Here is a 3,689-nt window from a genome sequence, read left to right as displayed (position 1 = left end):
ACATCAAGAATGTAGTTAAGGCCATCGACGCAAAAGACGCTGAAAAAGCTCAAGCTGCATACGTTCTGGCTGTGCCAGTTATCGACCGTATGGCCGATAAAGGCATCATCCACAAGAACAAGGCTGCTCGTCATAAGAGCCGTCTGAATGGCCACGTCAAAGCGCTGAAAGAAGCCGCTTAATCGACGTAGTCATTAAAAAACCGACCTCAGGGTCGGTTTTTTATTGCCTGTGATTTAACAAATTCAGCGCAAAAAATGTGGGAGCGGGCTTGCTCGCGAATGCAGTCGGCCAATTGATATCTTCATCGACTGACATGACCCCTTCGCGAGCAAGCCCGCCCCCACACTGACCTCTACGGCGCTATTGCTGCACAGGCACCCACGGCAGAATCGGGATGGCCGTGACCGCATTCTGCGGACTGCCCTCGATCAAGCGATCGCTGTAGACCAGGTACACAAGCGTGTTGCGCTTCTTGTCGAGGAAACGCACGACCTGCATGGTCTTGAATACCAGCGAGGTGCGCTCCTTGAACACCTCGTCGCCATCCTTCAACTCGCCCTTGAACTTGATCGGCCCGACCTGCCGGCAGGCGATCGACGCTTCCGCGCGATCTTCGGCCAAACCCAGACCACCCTTCACACCGCCAGTCTTGGCGCGCGACAGGTAGCAAGTCACGCCCTCGACTTTCGGATCATCGAATGCCTCGACCACGATCCGGTCATTCGGCCCGACAAACTTGAACACCGTCGACACCTGACCGATTTCCTCGGCCGAGGCCAGCAATGGCATGGCCATCAGCAGACCCAACAATCCTTTCGCGACACGCATCGAATTTTCCCTAGACCAGAATCAGGTTGTCACGGTGAACCAGTTCCGGCTCCGCCATGTAACCGAGCAAACCGACAATCGCATCCGACGACTGACCGATGATTTTTTGCGCTTCCAGCGCGCTGTAGTTGGCCAGGCCCCGAGCGATCTCACGACCGTCCGGTGCCACGCAGACCACCATCTCACCGCGACGGAAGCTGCCTTGCACCAGTTTGACGCCCACCGGCAGCAGACTCTTGTTGCCTTGCGACAGCGCCGACACCGCCCCCTCATCCAGCACCAGCGTGCCACGGGTTTGCAGATGCCCGGCCAGCCACTGCTTACGCGCCGCGAGCATGCCGCGCTCAGGCGACAGCAAGGTGCCAATGCGCTCGCCCGCCTTCAAGCGGTCGAGCACCCGCTCAAGCCGCCCGCCGACGATGATAGTGTGCGCACCGGAGCGTGCCGCCAGACGCGCCGCGCGCAGCTTGGTCTGCATACCCCCACGCCCCAGCGCACCGCCGGTACCGCCCGCGACCGCATCCAGCGTCGGATCATCGGCGCGCGCTTCATAAATCAGCTGCGCATCGGGATTGTTGCGCGGATCGGCATCGAACATGCCATCGCGATCGGTGAGGATCACCAGCAGATCCGCTTCGACCAGGTTAGCCACCAGCGCCGCCAGCGTGTCGTTGTCGCCGAAACGGATTTCGTCAGTGACCACGGTGTCGTTTTCGTTGATCACCGGGATGACTTTCAGTTCGACCAGTGCGCGCAAGGTACTGCGGGCGTTGAGATAGCGCTTGCGGTCGGACAGGTCATCGTGAGTCAGGAGAATCTGCGCAGTGTGCCGGCCATGCTCGGCGAAGCTCGATTCCCACGCCTGCACCAAACCCATCTGACCGATAGCGGCGGCAGCCTGCAGCTCGTGCATGGCACTGGGTCGTGCGGTCCAGCCCAAGCGACTCATGCCGGCCGCCACCGCCCCGGAGGACACCAGCACCAGCTCGACGCCCGCTTCATGCAGCGCCACCATTTGCTCGACCCAGACACTCATTGCCGCGCGATCCAGCCCTTTGCCGTCAGCTGTCAGCAAAGCGCTGCCGATCTTCACGACCCAACGCTGCGCACCTGTCACCTTGCTCCGCATCATCTTCAACCTTAGCTTGAGGGCAGCGCGACCTGGCGCTGCCCGTGACGTTAATCGTGGCGATTGCTGACCAACGATCGATTTCCGGATACTAAAACGCCGCTCGATTGAGCGGCGTTCAAGTTTATCGCAACGGATCAGTCACGCACGTAAATGATTTCCGGACCGTCTTCGTCATCCACATCTTCTTCGTCCCAGTCATCGTCGCCGATGTCATGGACCGACTTCACGCCACTGCGACGCAGGGCACGCTTGTCATCCAGCGCCTGCAACTGCGCACGGGCTTCGTCTTCGATGCGCTGATCGAGATCGGCCAGCTCTTCCTTGTACGCAGGGTCTGCGGCGAGGCGATCGGCACGGTCTTCCATGTAACGCATGATGTCGTGGCACAGTCGCTCGGTGCCGATCTTGGCAATGGCCGAAATCACGTACACCGGACCGGTCCACTCCAGGCGGTCGACGATTTCCTTGACGCGAGCGTCATGCTCTTCTTCAAGGATCTGGTCGCACTTGTTCAGCACCAGCCAGCGATCACGCTCGGCCAGCGACGGGCTGAACTTGATCAGCTCGTTGACGATCACTTCTGCCGCGTCTGGAGCACTGGAGTCATCCAGCGGCGCCATGTCGACAAGGTGCAGCAGCAGACGCGTACGCGCCAGATGCTTGAGGAAGCGAATGCCCAGGCCGGCACCGTCGGATGCGCCTTCGATCAAACCCGGAATGTCGGCAATGACGAAGCTCTTCCAGCGATCGACACTGACCACACCGAGGTTCGGCACCAGCGTGGTGAACGGGTAGTCGGCGACTTTCGGCTTGGCCGCCGAGACCGAGCGGATAAAGGTACTTTTTCCGGCGTTCGGCAAACCCAGCAGACCGACGTCGGCCAGCACTTTCATTTCCAGTTTCAGGTCGCGCTGCTCGCCCGGCTTGCCCGGCGTGGTCTGGCGCGGTGCACGGTTGGTACTGGATTTGAAACGGGTGTTGCCCAGACCGTGCCAGCCGCCCTGCACCACCATCAGTTTCTGACCGGCCTTGGTCAGGTCGCCGATGACTTCCTGAGTAGCGGAATCGATCACCGTGGTGCCGACCGGCACGCGCAGGATCAGGTCTTCGCCCTTCTTGCCGGTGCAGTCGGTGCTGCCGCCGTTGGAGCCACGCTCGGCATCGAAGTGCCGGGTGTAACGGTAGTCGACCAGCGTGTTGAGGTTTTCGTCAGCCATCATGTAGATGGAACCGCCATCACCACCATCACCACCGTTCGGGCCACCGTTTTCGATGAATTTTTCCCGACGAAAACTCATGGCGCCATTGCCGCCATCACCAGCCTTTACGCGAATCGATACTTCATCAACAAACTTCATAACCAACGCCTCTCGCCGTACGGACGAGCCGAAAAACAATCAAGACATAAGACTCTTGCAAAAATGAGCGCAGCGACCCCAAGACACGACCTGCATCGCACGCCGACAGCCCATACAAACAGCTTTGCAAGAGACTCACCCCACAAACGAAAAAGCCCCGTCGCAAGACAGGGCTTCTCCAGCGATCTCGCGATTAAGCCGCGATTACGCTCACGTAACGACGACCGAAGGCGCCCTTTACTTCGAACTTGATCACGCCTTCGATTTTAGCGAAGAGAGTGTGATCCTTACCCATGCCAACGCCGTAGCCAGCGTGGAATTGGGTGCCGCGCTGACGCACGATGATGTTGCCGGCCTTGATGACCTGG

At 59.6% G+C, this 3,689-nt stretch carries 5 protein-coding genes; 1 reads left to right on the top strand and 4 read right to left on the bottom strand.

The window, feature by feature from the left end:
- Positions 1-182: 30S ribosomal protein S20 (gene rpsT, locus ACIGDJ_RS27860; RefSeq protein WP_397504700.1), on the top strand; the 182-nt coding region annotated here is incomplete at its 5' end.
- Between the two features lie 181 nt (positions 183-363).
- Here the strand turns inward: rpsT and ACIGDJ_RS27855 are convergent.
- From ACIGDJ_RS27855 to ACIGDJ_RS27840, 4 genes are all read right to left on the bottom strand, one after another.
- Complete coding sequence (locus ACIGDJ_RS27855) at positions 364-831, bottom strand: CreA family protein (protein WP_039761698.1); 468 nt, start codon at positions 829-831, stop codon at positions 364-366.
- Between the two features lie 10 nt (positions 832-841).
- Positions 842-1,960 (bottom strand): glutamate 5-kinase, encoded by a 1,119-nt coding sequence (gene proB / locus ACIGDJ_RS27850; RefSeq protein ID WP_313005364.1) that lies wholly within the window; start codon positions 1,958-1,960, stop codon positions 842-844.
- A 137-nt stretch (positions 1,961-2,097) separates the two neighbouring features.
- Positions 2,098-3,321, bottom strand: coding sequence for an Obg family GTPase CgtA (cgtA, locus tag ACIGDJ_RS27845; protein ID WP_016773122.1), 1,224 nt, complete (start codon positions 3,319-3,321; stop codon positions 2,098-2,100).
- A 193-nt stretch (positions 3,322-3,514) separates the two neighbouring features.
- Positions 3,515-3,689: 50S ribosomal protein L27 (locus ACIGDJ_RS27840; protein WP_397504701.1), on the bottom strand; the 175-nt coding region annotated here is incomplete at its 5' end.

Origin of the sequence: Pseudomonas sp. NPDC079367 (genome assembly GCF_044542195.1) — a bacterium.
GTDB lineage: Bacteria > Pseudomonadota > Gammaproteobacteria > Pseudomonadales > Pseudomonadaceae > Aquipseudomonas.
The sequence above is the reverse complement of the archived record's forward strand: the minus strand, read 5'-3'. Positions and strand labels throughout refer to the sequence as shown.

Excerpts from the sequence above, each read along its gene's own strand:
- ACIGDJ_RS27855 (WP_039761698.1), bottom strand. The coding sequence starts at position 831 with ATGCGTGTCGCGAAAGGATTGTTGGGTCTGCTGATGGCCATGCCATTG.
- proB (WP_313005364.1), bottom strand. The coding sequence starts at position 1,960 with ATGCGGAGCAAGGTGACAGGTGCGCAGCGTTGGGTCGTGAAGATCGGC.
- cgtA (WP_016773122.1), bottom strand. The coding sequence starts at position 3,321 with ATGAAGTTTGTTGATGAAGTATCGATTCGCGTAAAGGCTGGTGATGGC.